The sequence below is a fragment of the Jutongia sp. genome, assembly GCF_057878315.1.
In genome coordinates this window covers 1-17,149 of the sequence record NZ_DBLXSO010000059.1, presented here as the reverse complement: position 1 = coordinate 17,149, position 17,149 = coordinate 1, and the positions used below count along the sequence as shown (strand labels likewise).

General features: G+C 47.2%; 10 protein-coding genes and 2 tRNA genes. All 12 read right to left on the bottom strand.

The features are described from left to right. Nucleotides 1–4: 4 nt before the first annotated feature. A tRNA-Gly gene (locus ACZLMD_RS11665) sits at nt 5–76 on the bottom strand. Nucleotides 77–181: 105 nt separating this feature from the next. Continuing rightward, a complete protein-coding gene (locus ACZLMD_RS11660; RefSeq protein ID WP_489495746.1) occupies nt 182–3,937 on the bottom strand; it encodes a phosphoribosylformylglycinamidine synthase in 3,756 nt (1,251 codons plus the stop codon). A 54-nt stretch (nt 3,938–3,991) separates the two neighbouring features. Further along, nucleotides 3,992–5,248 carry a hypothetical protein gene (locus tag ACZLMD_RS11655; protein WP_118561604.1) on the bottom strand — a complete coding sequence of 419 codons (1,257 nt, stop codon included), beginning with the start codon at nt 5,246–5,248 and terminating at the stop codon, nt 3,992–3,994. 220 nt (nt 5,249–5,468) lie between these two features. After that, nucleotides 5,469–5,552: transfer RNA gene (locus ACZLMD_RS11650), tRNA-Leu, on the bottom strand. Nucleotides 5,553–5,648: 96 nt separating this feature from the next. After that, entirely contained in the window at nt 5,649–6,623 is a 975-nt protein-coding gene (gene holA, locus ACZLMD_RS11645) for a DNA polymerase III subunit delta (RefSeq protein WP_489495745.1), read from the bottom strand. Between the two features lie 34 nt (nt 6,624–6,657). After that, on the bottom strand, nt 6,658–7,818 hold the full coding sequence (locus tag ACZLMD_RS11640) for a pyridoxal-phosphate-dependent aminotransferase family protein (protein ID WP_489495744.1): 1,161 nt from the start codon (nt 7,816–7,818) through the stop codon (nt 6,658–6,660). A 36-nt stretch (nt 7,819–7,854) separates the two neighbouring features. Continuing rightward, a complete protein-coding gene (locus tag ACZLMD_RS11635; protein WP_022306404.1) occupies nt 7,855–8,409 on the bottom strand; it encodes an ECF transporter S component in 555 nt (184 codons plus the stop codon). Between the two features lie 130 nt (nt 8,410–8,539). Then, on the bottom strand, nt 8,540–10,210 hold the full coding sequence (locus tag ACZLMD_RS11630; protein ID WP_455057214.1) for a formate--tetrahydrofolate ligase: 1,671 nt from the start codon (nt 10,208–10,210) through the stop codon (nt 8,540–8,542). 119 nt (nt 10,211–10,329) lie between these two features. Next, the gene (locus ACZLMD_RS11625; RefSeq protein ID WP_489495743.1) at nt 10,330–11,178 is read right to left on the bottom strand and encodes an ATP-grasp domain-containing protein; all 849 of its coding nucleotides are present in this window, start codon (nt 11,176–11,178) and stop codon (nt 10,330–10,332) included. A 28-nt stretch (nt 11,179–11,206) separates the two neighbouring features. After that, complete coding sequence (locus ACZLMD_RS11620) at nt 11,207–12,139, bottom strand: ATP-grasp domain-containing protein (protein ID WP_118561612.1); 933 nt, start codon at nt 12,137–12,139, stop codon at nt 11,207–11,209. After that, nucleotides 12,136–15,378: a DNA translocase FtsK gene (locus ACZLMD_RS11615; protein WP_482523552.1), complete on the bottom strand. Its 3,243-nt coding sequence runs from the start codon at nt 15,376–15,378 to the stop codon at nt 12,136–12,138. The genes ACZLMD_RS11620 and ACZLMD_RS11615 overlap by 4 nt, the downstream gene beginning before the upstream one ends. A gap of 90 nt (nt 15,379–15,468) precedes the next feature. Next, entirely contained in the window at nt 15,469–16,344 is an 876-nt protein-coding gene (locus ACZLMD_RS11610) for an undecaprenyl-diphosphate phosphatase (RefSeq protein ID WP_118561616.1), read from the bottom strand. Nucleotides 16,345–17,149 lie beyond the last annotated feature (805 nt).

Here is a 17,149-nt window from a genome sequence, read left to right as displayed (position 1 = left end):
AACAAGCACGAGACGGGATTCGAACCCGCGACCCTCGCCTTGGCAAGGCGATACTCCACCACTGAGCCACTCGTGCATTTCGCTTTCCGACAACCGCTTGTCTCAAGCACAAGTAGTATTCTATCGGAAAGCGTGTGATTTGTCAACCACTTTTTTTTATTTTTTTAATTTTTGCATCATTTTACTTGAAATATGACACGCCAGACTCGAAAATATGCTGATTCTGGTTTCCATAAATATTGACAGCGACACCTTCTCCGATACGCTCAGAGTGCGCCATCTTACCAAGAACACGTCCATCCGGACTTGTGATACCCTCAATTGCTGCATAAGAGCCGTTCGGATTGAACTCCTCATCCATCGTCGGATTGCCCTGAAGATCAACATAGCGTGTTGCCACCTGACCGTTGGCAAAGAGATCCCTGATCACATTCTCCGGTGCAACGAAACGTCCCTCACCGTGAGAAGCAGGAATTGCATACACACCACCAAGTTCTGCACGCATCAGCCATGGAGACTTGTTGGTAACTACCTTTGTGTAAACAGACTTAGAGATATGACGTCCAATGCTGTTGGTTGTCAATGTCGGAGCATCTGCCGTCTGAGGCTTGATCTCACCATATGGCACAAGACCGAGCTTGATCAGTGCCTGGAATCCGTTACAGATACCAAGAGCAAGACCGTCTCTCTGCTGAAGCAGATCATGAACAGCATCCATGATCTTCGGATTACGGAAGATAGATGCGATAAACTTCGCAGAACCATCCGGCTCATCACCGGCACTGAATCCGCCGGAGAACATCAGGATCTGGCTCTCTCGGATCGCTTTCTCGAAAGCGTTGACAGATTCCACGATCTGGCTCTCTGTCATATTCTTAAATACAAGCGTCTCAACCTCTGCTCCTGCCTGTTCAAACGCCTTTGTTGTATCGTACTCACAGTTTGTGCCAGGGAATACAGGAATAAATACCTTTGGCTTTGCCAGCTTTCTCTGTGCGGTATATACCTGCTTTGCATCATAAAGCGTATCTTCTAATACCTTCTGCTCAACGCCGGATCTGGTTGGGAATACCTCTTCCAGACGACCGGTCCAAGCCTCATATGCCTCCTTCATGTAGATAGAGGTTGTGCCTGCTACGAAGTTAGGCTGCTCGGTTACGGTTCCGATCTGCTTGCCGGCAATCTTTAATTCCGCAAAATCCTCCGGAGTCATTTCAACAATAATAGAACCGTAATCCTTTGCAAAAAGCTCATCAATGGATAAGCTGTCATTCATTGTCACACCAAGCTCATTACCGAATGCCATCTTGCTGACAGCCTCGCAGATACCGCCAAAACCAACCGCATATGCAGAAGCAATCTTCTTTCGGTGGATCAGCTCTGTGATTGCTGCATACAGGGACATAAGCTGTGAATATACAGGAAGGTCATACTCGTCCTTCTCAATATCAAACTTAACAAGCACATTGCCCGGCTGCTTCAGTTCAGGACTAACGACATCCTGAAGCGTTGCAACATCTACTGCGAACGAACAGAGTGTCGGAGGTACATCAATATCGTTGAAGGAACCGGACATACTGTCCTTACCTCCGATTGACGGAAGGCCTAACTTCATCTGTGCATCGTAGGCACCAAGCAGGGCTGCCATCGGCTCACCCCAGCGCTTCGGATCCGTGCCAAGACGTCTGAAATACTCCTGGAAAGTAAAACGTATCTTGCTGTAATCACCGCCGGCAGCAACAATCTTTGCCACGGAGGAGATCACTGCGTAAACGGCTCCATGATATGGGCTCCAGCTTGTCAGATATGGATCCATGCCATAACTCATCATTGTAACGGTATCACACTTGCCCTCCAGTACCGGAAGCTTTGCGATCATTGTCTGGATCGGTGTATGCTGTGTCTTTCCGCCATACGGCATTGTCACGGTAGAAGCACCGATGGAGCTGTCGAACATCTCCACAAGACCCTTCTGGGAGCATACATTCAGATCACGCAGTGTATCTAACCATGCACGTTTCAGATCGTGTGCATCTTTCTTCTCTTTGAAATAATTCTTATCCTGATCCGGCATTGTTACTTCAACGTCCGTCTCCTGATGTGCACCGTTGGTATCTAAGAATGCTCTGGAGATATCAACGATCGTCTTTCCTCTCCACTTCAGGACAAGTCGCGGACTCTCGGTAACCTCAGCGACAACAACAGCCTCTAAGTTTTCCTCAGCCGCAAAGCCAAGCATCCTGTCAACGTCAGCCTTTGCAACAACAACCGCCATACGCTCCTGGGACTCAGAGATTGCCAGCTCTGTGCCGTCAAGACCTGCGTATTTCTTAGGTACTTTATCCAGATTTACCTCAAGACCATCTGCCAGCTCTCCGATTGCTACGGATACTCCACCGGCTCCAAAGTCATTACACTTCTTGATAATGGAGCTGACCTCCTCACGGCGGAACAGACGCTGGATCTTACGCTCCGTCGGTGCATTACCCTTCTGAACCTCAGCACCGCAGACATCAATGGACTTAGTTGTGTGAGCCTTGGAAGAACCGGTTGCTCCACCGATACCATCTCGACCGGTACGTCCGCCAAGAAGAATGATGATATCGCCCGGATCACTGTTCTCACGGATTACATTACGTCTTGGAGCAGCCCCCATAACAGCACCGATCTCCATACGCTTTGCCACATAATTTGGATGATAAACCTCATTGACAAGTCCTGTTGCCAGTCCGATCTGGTTACCATATGAGCTATAGCCATGTGCAGCTCCTGTAGTGATCTTACGCTGTGGAAGCTTGCCCGGAAGTGTATCCTTCATGGATACAGTCGGATCAGCAGCTCCGGTCACACGCATCGCCTGATATACATAGCCTCTTCCTGACAACGGATCACGGATCGCTCCGCCAAGACAGGTTGCAGCACCACCGAACGGCTCGATCTCGGTCGGATGGTTATGTGTCTCATTCTTGAAGAATACAAGCCACTCCTCTTCCTTTCCATCGATCTCAACCGGAACAACAATGGAGCATGCATTGATCTCATCGGACTCCTCCATATCATCCAGTTTGCCGGCTTTCTTGAGCTGACGCATTGCGAGAAGTGCAATATCCATCAGAGAAACAAACTTGTCGTCTCTTCCGGCAAACATCTCCTTATGTGCTGCATAATATTCCTGATAAGTCTCCTCGATCGGCTTCTTATAATAACCCTCATCGAAAGAAACATTCTTAAGCTCTGTAAGAAATGTGGTATGACGGCAGTGGTCAGACCAATATGTATCCAGAACACGGATCTCTGTCACGGAAGGATCTCTTTTCTCCTCCCCTGCAAAATACTTCTGGATATGAAGGAAATCCTTGAATGTCATTGCCAGATTCAGAGAATCATACAGTTTCTTAAGCTCATCCTCCGGCATGCTCTGGAATCCGTCAAAAATTGCAACATCTGCCGGCTCATCAAACTTCTGTACCAGTGTCTCCGGCTTCTTTTCGTTGGTCTCTCTGGAATCCACCGGATTGATACAGTATTCCTTGATCCGGCTGCGATCCTCTTCGTTGATCTCTCCCTCAAATACATAAGTAGTTGCAGACCGGATCACCGGATCCTCCTTCTCATTCAGAAGCTTCACACACTGTTCCGCGGAATCCGCTCTCTGGTCAAACTGTCCCGGAAGATATTCCACCGAAAAGCAGAATGCATCCGGATCCATTGTAAAGCTTTCCTCGTAGCAGTTATCTACCGGCGGCTCTGAAAATACCGTCATCAGTGCCTGCTTGTAAGTGGCATCGCTGAGATTCTCCACATCGTAACGGATCAGCACTCTGACATCACGCAGTGCGGTAATCCCGAGATACTGTCTCACTTCCTCCTTCAGTTCTTTTGCGCGAACTGCATAAGGAGCCTTTTTCTCCACGTAAATTCTTTTTACCTGTCCCATTTTTTCCTCCTGTTTCTGATCAGTGCCGTAATGGATCATTTGTCAACCGGTATCCTACTTACCTGAAGTTGCATCAGAAGAATCCTGATTCATCTTCTCTAAATCTGCTGCTGTAACAATGTCAGTTGTAACAGTACCAATCTTGACATCATCCCATACATCTGTAGTCTCTGATACCTTATAATTCTCGAGAACGCCCTGATACCACTTGTCATATGCTTCATTCTGTGCAGTCTGGATCGCTGAATCACATGCATCCTTGTAGCTGTCCTGAGAATTATTGTTAATCATTTTTACGAAAAGAACATGACCTGATTTCTCGTCCTTGATAATATCCGAAATCTCGTTGTTCTTCATTTCCTTGATCTGTTTCAGAAGCTTCTTGTCTGTAACCATGCTCCATCCGTCCTTCTCCGTGAAGCTTGTATCAGAGAAATCGATATCAGACTTGCTGTCATCTTCCAGAAGCTTTTTGAAGTCCTTGGCATCGGCTGACTTTTCATATAATGCCTTCAACTCCTTCTCCAGCTTTGCAAGCTTACTGTCAGAGAGCTTCTCTGCCTTTCCGTTGGAATCTGTCGCAGAGGTAGAATATGCATAGCACTGTACCTTGTACTCTCTGTAATCCTTCTTGGTAATATCCTTGATTGCTGCTTTCTCATCAACGGTCTTATCTAATTCCTTTGTCTGGTCGTTCTTATAATTATCTGCAAGCTTACGCTTCTCAAAACGCTTTGTCAGCTTGCTCTTGGAAATATTCAGACGAAGCTTCTGTGTAAAGGAAAGACCCTTAAGTGCCTTGGAAACCTCTTTCTGGACTTCCTTCTTGTCATCTGCACTTAACTTGTAACCTGCCTTCTTTGCCTCAGAATAAAGAATCTGATACTCTGTCTCCGCATCAATGATCTCCTGCTTTAAACCGGCTGAGTTTGTAGCCAGAGAAGAATCTACATTTCTATCGCTTCCCATGTAGTTGTTGTCCCAGATGGACTTTCCTGTATACATCTGATACATCTCATCATATGGCAGATATGCACTCTCACGCTCATAGATCGGGTACATCAGATCATCCATCGTCAGCTTTGTGTTATTGATAGTAAGAACTACCTTCGGCTGGAACTGCTGAATACCAACACCGATACACAGTACAAGTACAATGATCACACAGACTGCACCGATGATGATCTTCTTGACATCACTGACGCCGCCACCGGACAATCTCTTATTCCCTTTTGCTGCAGATACGTTAGAAGATACATTATTGTCCTTCTCGTTGTTCTGCTTGTTCATGATTTTTTTTGATGAATTCATGTTTACTCCTCCACTCGGTAATTATCACGTTCAAAAATAAAACGCTACTTTCTATTCTACCGAAAATATATAAGAAGTCAAGAAATTATTCCGAATTCACAAGATTGTCACAGGAGTAAAACAGAAAATATTTTTAACGGATAAAATACGAATAAAACCAATGAAATAAAAAAAAGAAACCGATCCGGTTTCTCAAATAGGAGTTTTATATAAGAAAGAATGCGGAAGAAGGGACTTGAACCCTCACTCGGAAATCCGAACTAGAACCTGAATCTAGCCTGTCTGCCAATTCCAGCACTTCCGCATATCCGCTCGCAAGCTTTTCTCGCGAGCACGATTAGTATATTACCATCTTTATTTGGTATTGTCAACTGTTATTTTCAAAAATATCCAAAAATACTCAGGATTGTGCAAAGGAGATCAGTAAAAGCTCGACACCAAGCTGGTCTCCGATACTGCCCCGCTTAAACTGATACTCCGTTTCGATACAGGCATCCAGCATTCGTCGAAGCTTCTCCCCGGAAAAGCGGTGGCACTGAGACTGATACTTACCGACTGCAAACGGCGGCACTCCTGCTCTCTTTGCCATCTCAGACTTATCGTATCTGCCGGACATCGCCTTTACCTGAAGCAGCACATTAAAATGTCTGGTCAGAAGATACAGCATCGACATCGGACTTTCCCGCAGTGTCAGAAGATCATGATACAGACGCAGAGTCTCCCCCTGATTGCCGGAGGCAACGGCATCCATCATCTGGAAGATCCTGCCGGTCACCTGCACACTGCACACCGCATCAATATCGTCTCTGGCGATCTCCTCCCGCCCCTCTGTGTAGGAGATCAGCTTATCGAGCTCATTTTTCACATTGGTCATGGAATTTTCCACCTGCTCCAGAAAATAGGAGGCGGTGCTTTCTAACATTTTCCTGCCGTTCTGTTTCAGGATCACAGCCACCCATGCCTTCAGTTCCCGTTCCGTCATAGTGGTCATTTCGACTGCAACACCGTTTTTATTGACGTACTTATATAATTTATTGCGCTTGTCTACTTCCTTCTCCACGAAAACAATGACCGTGGTATCCGGCATCTGCGGAAGATAATCCGCCATTTCCGAAGCGTTCTTAAACATCCGGCTGTTCTCCACCACGATAATACGGTGGTCACTAAAAAAGGGAAGGGTATTGGCCGCTTCCCGAAGCGTTGGAAAATCGATGTCTTTCCCCTCAAAATAAGAATAATTCATCTCATCCCCATCCCCAAGGACTGCTTTCGTGAGCCTGTCGCGGTACATCCGCTTCAGATAATCCTCTTCTCCGTATAAAAGATAAACCGGATGAAATGTCTGATTCTTCAGATCTTCCTTCAACTGCTTCATGAAAATGACCTATGCCTTTCCCACAACGGTCGTTCTATTTATGTGCGTTCATATATGACGTAAAGCCTTCTGCCATGTCCGCCTTTCCTGTAAAGCCAAGACTCTGTAAGGTCTTATCAAGTGCTGCCAGCGTTACAGTCATATCTGCTTCATTGGCATTGTTGCCCATATGTCCGATACGGATCACCTTGCCCGCCAGCACATCAAAGCAGCCGGCGATCATAATATGATGCTCTTTTACCATTGTGTCTAAAATATCCTGTGCCTTCATTCCCTCCGGAACATAAAATACGGTTACGGAAGAAGCGAAACCACTTTCAAGATACAACGTAAGACCTGCATCTGTCAATGCTTTTCTTGTTGCAGCGGCAATCACCGCATGACGCTTCAGATGCTCCGGATCAGAAGCAACATTTTCCAGTGCCTGACGCAATCCCATAATATCGCTGACCGGCATCGTATATGGGAACCACTGATCCTCATAATATGTCTCAAAGGTCAGAAGATTCGCATAGAAGGAACGGATTGGTTCCTTTCTCTGATGCATTGCCGCGAAAGCATCCTCGCTGACTGCTACCAGAGTAAGTCCCGGCGGTGCTGAGAGTGCCTTCTGGGAACCGCCGCAGACAATATCAATCTGTGCCCTGTCCACATCAAGTTCGTCCGCAAACATGCCTGTCACGGAATCAACCACTGTTAAAATGCCATATTCCTTCAGGATCGGACACAATGCTTCCACCGGATTTAACAAACCGCTCGGCGTATCGCTGTGCACAAGCGTTGCATACTTAAACGCATGATCCTTTTCCAGATAATCCCGAAGCACTTCCGGCACAAGCGGATTATGATAATCAAGCGACCATGTCACAGGATCTCCCTGATACATTGAAACAAAATCTGCAAAGCCTTTTCCGAAAATACCGTTGTCAATGACAAGCACGCGATCCCCCGGCTCGGTCAGGGAAGCACAGGCTGCCTCCAGTCCAAGGATTCCCTCGCCGCCAAGGATAAAGCATGCGTTCTTTGTATGGATCAGTTTACCAAACAAATGACAGGTATCTCTGTAAAAATCATAAAATGCCGGATCCAGATCGGGATTGGTCGTACGAAGACTTCTTGCACGGTACACATTATCGGCGACCTGTGTCGGTCCCGGCGTCATGATCTTAATGTCTGTATTATTCAATACGTCCATTTATTCCATCTCCTCTCAAACTCTTCCTTACCGGTATTAGTTATGAAGCACTTTCTGAAGTACCAGGATAACAGGTACTGCGATCACACCTGCAACAAAGATCTGAACAAGATTGCCGGGAATAGAAGTAACCGGTGCTACAAGGCTTCCGTAAAGGAAAATCTCTGCAATATAATATCCGACTACCTTGATAAGTGCCGCTACAAATACAGCCAGAACAAGGCGTCCCTTTCCTGCCTTCTTACCGGCAACGACTGCAAATGCAAATCCGATGAGCCCGCAGATTACAAAGGTAAACGGTGCCCAGGATACCCATCCGGATGTCAGATCAAATAACCCCATACCAAATGCTCCTGCAAGCGCTCCCGTTCTCTTTCCGTAAAGTGCTGCCGCAACAAAAAGCGGAATATTACCAAGATGGATCAGACCGCCATTGGCCGCCAGAAACGGAATACGCACATTGATAAATGCGGTTGCCACATATGTCAGCGCAATAAATAATGCTGCCATTGTGATCTCGATTGTCTTGCTGTGGGAAAATCCAGCCTGTACTGCTTCTGCACCTGATAAGGTTTCTGTGTTCTTAGTCATAGTAATTGTCCTTCTTTCGTGATGTATTATTTGCCGGTTCTCGTTGAGACCTGCAACTTGTATTATCATAAAAAAAAACTGACAGCATGAAAACTGCCAGTTTTTATATTTTTTATGGTGCCAGATTGTTTTAGAATAAACCGGTGATCACACCATCCTCATTCACATTGATGCCCTCTGCCGCCGGATGCTTTGGGAGACCGGGCATTGTCATAACGGTTCCGGTGATCGCAACCACAAAGCCTGCACCCGCAGATACATAAACCTCACGGATGTTGATCGGGAAATCCTTTGGACATCCGAGAAGCTTCGGATCATCCGATAAAGAATACTGGTTCTTTGCCATACATACCGGAAGCTCACCATAGCCAAGCTTCTCCAGACGTGCAATCGCCTGTGCAGCAGCCGGTGCATAGCTGACACTTCCTGCTCCGTAGATTTCCTTTGCGATCGTCTCGATCTTGTCTTTGATCGGCAGCTTTATATCGTAAAGAGGTGCAAACTTGCTTTCCTTATTCTCAAGTGTATTTAATACCTTCTCGGCCAGAGCGATTCCTCCCTCACCGCCGTGCTCCCATACCTCGGAGAGCGCAAAATCACAGCCGCGCTCCTCACAGAACTTCTTGACAAAGTCAAGCTCTGCATCCGTATCTGTCACGAAACGGTTCAATGTAACAACACATGGCACGCCGAATTTGGCAACATTCTCAATATGCTTCTCCAGATTGACGATTCCCTTCTTAAGAGCCTCCAGATTCTCGGCACTTAAGTCCTCCTTTGCAACACCGCCGTTATATTTCAGTGCACGTACTGTTGCTACCAGTACAACCGCATCCGGCTTTAAGCCTGCCATACGGCACTTGATATCCATAAACTTCTCTGCACCGAGATCAGCACCAAAGCCTGCCTCCGTTATGCAGTAATCCGCAATCTTTAAGCCGGTCTTCGTTGCGCGGACACTGTTACAGCCGTGCGCAATATTTGCAAAAGGACCTCCGTGTACCAATGCCGGTGTATGCTCAACAGTCTGAATGATATTCGGCTTGATCGCATCCTTTAACAGAGCAGCCATAGAACCGACTGCCTGCAGATCCTTTGCAAAAACAGGCTCTCCATCATAATTGTAAGCAACAATGATGCGTCCCAGTCTTTCCTTCAGATCCTTCATATTATCTGCCAGACAAAGGATTGCCATGATCTCGGAAGCAACAGAAATAATGAAATGATCCTCGCGGACAACACCATCCACCGGTCTTCCAAGACCGACAACGATGTTTCGCAGAACACGATCATTCATATCCATACATCTCTTCCATACGATCTGATTTGTATCAATGCGGAGCGCATTTCCCTGCTTGATATGGTTGTCAAGCATAGCCGCTAACAGATTGTTGGCAGAGGTGATCGCATGAAAATCACCTGTAAAATGGAGATTTAAATCCTCCATCGGTACAACCTGGGCATAGCCGCCGCCTGCAGCACCGCCCTTGATACCAAAGCAAGGTCCGAGCGAAGGCTCACGAAGTGCGATAACTGCCTTTTTGCCAAGCTTTGCAAATGCCTGACCAAGACCTACAGTTGTGGTTGTCTTTCCCTCTCCTGCAGGAGTCGGATTGATCGCCGTCACCAGGATCAGCTTTCCATCCGGCTTATCCTTCACACAATCCCACAGCTCATCCGTAAGCTTTGCCTTGTACTTTCCGTAAAATTCAAGGTCATCTGCCGAAATATCGAGCTGTGCTGCGACATTCTGAATCGGTTCCATCACGGTTTCCTGTGCAATCTCAATATCTGTCTTCATAAAAATCCTCCATTCGTAAGTCATATAACATATGTTAATCATCTTACCATACATGACATGTAAATTACAATAGTTATCCATTCCACACAGATACTTTTCCATCTGTATCCGCATACCACCTATAAATTCAGTTTCTTTATATAATCGGCGACAATATCGTATTCGGTGTGCTGATACAGCATCCGGCAGCCAACCATCTCCTCCACCTCATCAAACAGAAGACCTCCGTCATCCGTTGGCAGAAAATCAATACTGTACATGCCTTTTTCATACTCCGGCAGACATTTTATAAAACAGTCAATATATTTTCTCTGCAAATCAGTAAGTCCCATTTTTCGGACACTTCCTCCCAGAGAGAAATTCGACCGGAAATCATCCTTTCCCTCCCGGAGCATCGCACAGTAAATCTCTCCAAATAGAACATACACACGCATATCGCTGCTGTGGCATTCGATCTTTTCCTGCAGGATAACCTCCCTGCCGGCAAGAACCTGCTCCCACTGCCTGCGGTTCTCCATAAGAAACACTTCACTGCCTCCATGCCCGGAAACCGACTTGATCACCTCATAGCCCTCCGTCAAAGATCGCTCCACTGCTTCATCGCTGCAAAGCTTCGATGCATCCGGTACAAACTTGGTGGTGGGACACCATTTATGCTGCCGCACCGTTTCCGGAAGCTTCTCCTCAAAATACCGTATCATTTGATATTTATGATTGGCAAGTGCAACCAGACGGCTGTCATGATGAACCGGAACCCCTCTTTCTTCATACCAGCGGCTAACCTCAGGATCTCTCGTCCGGTTCAGAACCAGGTCCGGAAGCTTCTCTTCGGATGCCTTTTGATACTCGGTAACAGGCACATACGAAAAATCAATTTTTTCTCTCTTTCCTGCCTGTCGGAACAATTCAATAAAGCCTTTGTTTTTCTCAGCTTCGTCTTTTTGATAGATCAAATATGCCCTTTTCATTTGTATGAATTCCTCTCACAACAGCCTATTATTTCAGTTTGTTTCGGATATATTCCATAATCTTTTCCGCCACATTGACGCCGGTGCAGGTGTGGATATTTTTGAAATGCGCATTGGAATTGACCTCACACACAATATCTGCCACACCACCGCTCTCTTCAAACAAAAGATCCACACCGCAGAAATCAAGCCCCAGAATCTGTGCCGTCTGCACCGCCAGCTGACATTCCGCATCCGACGGCTCATATACCTTCATGCTGCCACCGTTTGTAATATTGGCACGGAAATCTCCGTTCTCCGAATATCGCTCCATCGCCGCAACCACCTGATCTCCGACAACTTGCAGTCTCACATCGCGGCCGCTGCTTGCCTCGTGGAATTTCTGATAAAGAAACGGTACGCCGCCAAGTTTTATTGTAAGCTCCTCCAGCTCTTTTCTGTCATGTGCCAGATATACCTGCATGCCAAAGGAACCAAAGCACTCCTTGACCACCATCGGATATCCAAGACGTTTTTCTACTGTGTCCAAAAAATCGGACTTTGTATATCCGATATTAGCATAGGTCATCGGTGCCACGATGGTTGGCAGAAGCTTCACTTTTTCCTCCGTATGACTCTGGTTCCATGCGGCAAGCCTCAGATATGTTTCACATTTGTCGTCACACGCCGCAATCGCATCAATTTTATTAAAGACCGGAATGCCCTGTCTGTCCGCAAAATCGGACAGCTGTTTCCCATAGGAAATATCCTTATCCCAATAGATTACAAAGTCATATTCGTTCAGCCACTCCATCGGCTCTCCAATACAGCAGAGATGCTCATCATTCTCTGTCATATGAAGTGACATGCCACACCGTACTGCCGCTTCTCTGAGCCATTCATAATGTTCTACAAACTTTCCGGTTCTTAAGAAAGCATTCGTAACCAGCAAGCCTTTGCATCCACTATTCTCTACATTCATTCTATCACTTCGCTTCCCTGCTCATCCACAAAATCATGTGCCAGCGCATATGGATCCTCCGATCCACTCTCCGCTTCACTGCCTCCCAGATAGGCATCAAACTGCTCCATAGTCATCATCACCTGACGTGGTTTTGTTCCAACCGCCGGTCCGACAACCCCTGCCTTATTTAACTGGTCAATGATCCTTCCGGCGCGGTTAAAGCCAATGGAGAACTTGCGCTGCAGCTGACCTGCGGCCGCTCTGCCGGAATCGATCACGAAGCGTCCCGCCTCCTCGAAATATTCGTCAACATCCGATTTCTTTTCCTCGGAGGAGCTGTCTGTTCCTGCCGGCATGTCCACAATTTCGGTCACCTTGTCATTGTAAACCGGCGTCTCATTGTGGTCACAAAGGAATGAAACAACATCGGATACTTCCTTATCTGACACAAAGGCACCCTGCAGACGAACCGGCTCGGAATAGCCGGACGGGAAGAATAACATATCACCCTTTCCCAACAGCTTCTCTGCACCACCCTTGTCCAGAATGGTTCTGGAATCAATGGCAGAGGATACCGAAAATGCAATTCGGGACGGAATATTCGCCTTGATGACACCGGTAATGACATTAACCGACGGACGCTGCGTTGCAAGGATCAGATGGATTCCTGCCGCTCTTGCAAGCTGTGCCAGACGGCATACCGCATCCTCTACCTCTTTGGAAGCAACCATCATCAGATCGGCAAACTCATCCACGATGATCACAAGCAGAGGCATATGCGTATAGCCTGCCGCCTCCGCATCTTCCACACTCTTGATCTTCTCGTTGTAGCCGGCGATATTACGCACACCAAGCTCTTTAAACTTATTGTAACGATCCATCATCTCGCGCACCGCCCAGTTTAAGGACGCCGCCGCTTCCTTCGGATCGGTCACGACCGGACAGAACAGATGTGGAATCCCGTTGTAACAACTTAATTCAACGACCTTCGGATCGATCATGATCAGTTTAACCTCATTCGGATCCGCCTTATACAAAATACTCATGATCAGCGTATTGATGCAGACGGATTTACCGGAACCTGTCGCACCGGCGATCAACAGATGCGGCATCTTTGCAATATCCGTCACAATAACCTTGCCGCCGATATCCTTACCAACCGCAAACGCCACCGGACTCTTTGCCTTATCAAACGCTTCGCCTTCCAGAAGCTCTCTGAAATGCACTGCGCTCGGAATATCGTTTGGCACCTCGATGCCAACCGCAGACTTTCCCGGGATCGGTGCCTCAATACGGATGCTTGGTGCTGCAAGGCTCAGCTTGAGATCATCGGCAAGATTCGTGATCTTGTTGACACGAACGCCCTGTGCCGGCAGCACCTCAAAACGCGTCACCGTAGGTCCGCAGGTCACAGCCCCCATCTCTACATCAACATTAAAGCTCTGCAGCGTGTCCTTGAGCCGCATCGCTGTCTCACGCAGGTCATTATCACTGACGCCGTTTTGCGCTTTCGGTGGCAGACTCAGCAGATCGATCGGCGGAAACTGATATGGAATCTTTCGATTATCCACCTTGCTGTCATTTAATGCATTAAATGTATCCGAACCGGAAACATAATCGTCCCCGCCAATCCGTCCATGTGCTGTCTGCTTCTTCGGTGCAGACTTCTTTCTCGGAACCGTTCCCGGCACATGGGAAGCTGCAGCTTCCTCCTGCATCCCGGCAGCCGGTTCTAAATCACTGTGGTTTGTCGCTGCATTTGCGGCAGCGTTGGCAACAGCGGTGCCTGCTGTGCCGGTTATTCCGGCATTCCCTGCTGTTCCGGTCACACTTTCCGTATGGTCTGCTTTCCCGGACAAGGATGCTGTTTCTTTTCCGGTTGAGGCGCCTCTTCCCGTTTCCGCTGTCGGTTCACCGGAAACTGTCTCCGTCTCAGAATTACCACGGAATTTATGGTTCATTTCCTCCCGGTAGATTGGAATATCCATCGGCTTTTGTTCGGACTTAATCTGTTCCTTCGCAGGCATCTCTGCCGCTGTCGGTTCGTTTGCAGACAGCCACTCACGCGTCATGCTTTCGTCCGTCTGCTTATCCCTTTCGGAAGCATTTCCGGAATGCTGATGCTCCTCAACCGGCTCACCGGCAATCTCCTGCATTCCCACAGGAACACTAAGGTCAGCCTCGTCCTTACGGTTCTCCGGCTTTGCTGCCTCCCATGCCTTTGCGGCAGCGTCCTGCTCTTTTTTCTTTTGTTTTTCCAGCTTTTTGAGCGCTTCCTTTTGCTTTTTCGCAGCAAGACGTTCTTCCTTCTCCTTTGCCTCCATCTCATCCAGCCGCTCTCCCGCCGCTTTCAGATCTACTGCCTGCAGAGAAGCCTCGTTTCTCGCAGTAGCTGCCGGCTCCTGTCTGCGTTTTGGGATCACACGGTAAGACGGTTCTCTGTAATCCGTCTCCTCCTGCACAAATCTGCCGTACTCCTCTTCCATCTGTTCCTTGTAGGCATTGCGCTTGCGAAGGGATGCCATCATTTCAAGCCCATGGAAAATATATACACTCAAAAGGATCAGTCCAAACAGTACCGCTCCGGCGCCACCCTTGCCGATCAAGGCAGAAAGACCGTCCGCGATTCCTCTTCCTATAATACCACCACTGCCTTTTCCGTACTTTGCCACATCCTCCAATGACATATAAAGGCACTGAAAATAATCATGATGCAATACATGATTGCTGGTAAAGTATTCTGTTAGAATCTCCGGTCGGAGGATCAGCTCCGTCAAAGCACCGAGCAGTATCAAAAATGCTCCGGCACTGATGAGCTTACGCGGTACCCGGCGGTCTCCCGGATTGACCACGGTAAACACATAGCCGATCACCACAAGCGCCGGCATCAGCCACGAGATCCATCCGAAAAAACCAAAATGCAGACCTGTCAAAATGATTCCGATCTTTCCGCATAAGCCGAAAAAGCTCAGATAGAAAAATACGCTGATAATGGAGATAACCAGAATGGTAATTCCCGTCTCAAACGCAAGCTGATCCTTGTATGTGTTGATCTCCTCGGCTGTTCTTTTATATTTGCCCGATGATTTCCTTGCTGCAGGCTTTTTATTTCCGGAGGTCTTTTTCCCGGTCGATGTACGTTTTCCGGAACCTGCGCTTTTACGCGTTCCCGTGCTCCCCCGTCCGGAAGCAGACCGGGACGAAGCCCCTGAATTTCTTACGGTTGATTTCTTTGCTGCCGCCATATGTTTCCTCATTCCTCATTTCTTACATAATACCGGGATTGATGTCCCGGCAGATTGTCCTCCCAATAATGCGATCCGAATATCCCAAAAAACAGATTATCCTTATCCTCTCAACAGTGCGATCACGGATGCCACACTGACTACGGCACAGTAGATCGCAAAATATTTAAAACGTCTTCCACGGATCAGTCCCATCATGAAGCGGATCGCCAGATAACCGGAGACTGCCGCCACGACCATCGCAATAATGCAGTAGATAATATCCGTCTGTGTTAACGTCAGCGTCGCCAGATCCTTGACCTCCAGAACTACAGCACCAAGTACAGCCGGTATCGACATAATAAACGAATATTTTACTGCGAACTTCTTGTCAAAGCCACAGAGCAGACATGCCGTGATCGTCGTTCCGGAGCGGGATACTCCCGGCAGTGTTGCCACGCCCTGGGAAATGCCGATCATTGCCGCCTCCCCATAGGAAATATTCTTCGGCCGCTTGCTGCCCGGCTCCACCATGTCAGCAATCACCAGAAATACAGCCGTCACCATCAGACAGCATGCCGGGATCAGTGCAATCTGATTGGCCTGCTCAACATAATCCTTAAAGATCACACCGATCAGACCGGTCGGGATTGTTGAAACGATCAGCAGCATCACATATTTACGGTACGAGCTTCTGACTATCTTATGATACGGACGTTTCTTTCCGGTTAAATTTTCAAAAAATCGTCCCACATTTGAAAAACTGTCTCCCAGTATATGAAACCCTTCCCGGATCAAATGGCTGATATCGCCCCAGAATGCGACGAAGATCGCCAGTAATGTTCCAAAGTGAAGCATCACATCAAAAAACAAGCCTCCACTTTCCAGATCCACATGAAGAAGCTGCTTGATCAAAACAAGATGACCGGAGCTGCTCACCGGCAGAAATTCCGTCAATCCCTGAACAAGTCCCAGTAAAATCGCCTTCCATAAAGACATTTTTCTCCTCCTTTGTACATTGCCAAGCTATTTTCCTCCGGTACCGGCGGATTCTTATCCCATCAGAGAAGGATCTGCCAGTACACCAGCTTATTATTATACCGTTTTTTCAATGGAATTGCAAACGCCACGATTAGCATCGGGAATTCCAGAATCGTCGTCAATCGACAGGGCTGGTTAATTAAAACTTCCTGTACCAATAATAAGAAGCTGCCCATAATATTTCTTATGTCAATAACATTTGAAAGTGATTTTTGCCATATAGATTCTTAAAATCTCTGGGAGACCGTGCCTGAAAATTGACTTGTCGTTCTACGGTTTTCGCAAAATCTAAATGCTTTGCTGTTTCGATGTTTGATGAACGTGTCTTTCCGTACTCGCCTCAGTGTGGGATTCAGTTGTTTCAAAGGGCACTTGCGCTCGCCACTACTTGCACCTTGTTTTTTAAGGTGCTATGTAGTGTTGCGTAGCGCAATGTAGCGAAAGCGTGCCCACTGAAATAGCTGAGTCCACCCATGAGGCTCAGTCGTCCAGACACGTATTTCATCGAAACATTGCAAAGCAAAGATTATGCAGAAAACCTAACGATCTGCGTCAATTTTCAGGCACGGTCTCCCAGAGTTAGTTAAATTCAGAGGCAAAAATCATAATGAAATTAACAATACATAAGAAATATTATTGGAATGTGTTAATTCGAGGTACGGGAAGACAATATGTAATGACCTCCAATTTGTAGCATCGTGGATTTACCTGTATACTATGAATTGGAAAAAAACAATGGTAACAGGGATTACCGCATACAAAA

What these genes read in the sequence shown, in the direction of transcription:
- ACZLMD_RS11660 (WP_489495746.1), bottom strand. Translation starts at nt 3,937, where the DNA reads ATGGGACAGGTAAAAAGAATTTACGTGGAGAAAAAGGCTCCTTATGCA.
- ACZLMD_RS11655 (WP_118561604.1), bottom strand. Translation starts at nt 5,248, where the DNA reads ATGAATTCATCAAAAAAAATCATGAACAAGCAGAACAACGAGAAGGAC.
- holA (WP_489495745.1), bottom strand. Translation starts at nt 6,623, where the DNA reads ATGAAGCAGTTGAAGGAAGATCTGAAGAATCAGACATTTCATCCGGTT.
- ACZLMD_RS11640 (WP_489495744.1), bottom strand. Translation starts at nt 7,818, where the DNA reads ATGGACGTATTGAATAATACAGACATTAAGATCATGACGCCGGGACCG.
- ACZLMD_RS11635 (WP_022306404.1), bottom strand. Translation starts at nt 8,409, where the DNA reads ATGACTAAGAACACAGAAACCTTATCAGGTGCAGAAGCAGTACAGGCT.
- ACZLMD_RS11630 (WP_455057214.1), bottom strand. Translation starts at nt 10,210, where the DNA reads ATGAAGACAGATATTGAGATTGCACAGGAAACCGTGATGGAACCGATT.
- ACZLMD_RS11625 (WP_489495743.1), bottom strand. Translation starts at nt 11,178, where the DNA reads ATGAAAAGGGCATATTTGATCTATCAAAAAGACGAAGCTGAGAAAAAC.
- ACZLMD_RS11620 (WP_118561612.1), bottom strand. Translation starts at nt 12,139, where the DNA reads ATGAATGTAGAGAATAGTGGATGCAAAGGCTTGCTGGTTACGAATGCT.
- ACZLMD_RS11615 (WP_482523552.1), bottom strand. Translation starts at nt 15,378, where the DNA reads ATGAGGAAACATATGGCGGCAGCAAAGAAATCAACCGTAAGAAATTCA.
- ACZLMD_RS11610 (WP_118561616.1), bottom strand. Translation starts at nt 16,344, where the DNA reads ATGTCTTTATGGAAGGCGATTTTACTGGGACTTGTTCAGGGATTGACG.